The sequence below is a fragment of the Vibrio sp. 1078-1 genome, assembly GCF_033340475.1.
This window is the reverse complement of sequence record NZ_JAWOWM010000559.1, coordinates 1-607: the sequence shown is the minus strand read 5'-3', so window position 1 is coordinate 607 and position 607 is coordinate 1. Positions and strand designations below refer to the sequence as shown.

Annotated in this window: 2 protein-coding genes; both read right to left on the bottom strand. The window is 51.7% G+C overall.

From position 1 onward, the window contains the following. Positions 1-232, bottom strand: a 232-nt coding sequence (locus R7190_RS28780; protein ID WP_318138051.1) for a TraU family protein, incomplete at its 3' end; no start/stop codon positions are given. Further along, a partial coding sequence (locus R7190_RS28775) for an EAL domain-containing protein (protein ID WP_318138050.1) occupies positions 229-607 on the bottom strand: 379 nt, incomplete at its 5' end. The genes R7190_RS28775 and R7190_RS28780, both read right to left, overlap by 4 nt.

The window sequence follows — 607 nt, the reverse complement described above, 5'->3', positions numbered from 1 at the left end:
GATTATCCTCGCACATACACAGAGGGTTGCTTACGGCTTCACTCGGGAATGATCCGCCTCCACCACTTATAGGAACCCCTGCTACTTTGATAGGGAAAAGACAGCTCCAGCAGATGTCAGTAATCAGTTTTCCGCCGATCACTTCCGCATTCTGGCACCCAGGGTCAGCCGATACCGAACCAACCCAAAAGACCGCGCTAACGGCCATGATCCGTAGAATTTTTTGCATCATGGTAAGGCCTTTACGTAATTCAAGTGTTTCTCCATGACAGCAGGCTTCCCGTGATAGAAACCTTGTTGCCATGACAGTCCAAGTAATTTGGCGCTCTCCCCCAATGGGAAGCTCTCCACCTGCTCAGCAATGAGCTGTATGCCTTTTCGGCGGCAGTGGAGGATGGCCGAGTAGTCTTCAAGCGACCGCAGTCTTCTCGCGTCAAACTTGCAATAGTGCCAGTCATAACGACTCAGGCGCTCCAGCGAAGAGTTTTTGTCTCCATAGTCATCCAGCGCCAGCTCAACCCCTATTTCGGTAAGAGCCTCCCATCTCAATGCGAGAGAGGCATCCTGAATGCCCTCGGTAATCTCGATGACAAGCCGTGATGAGTGA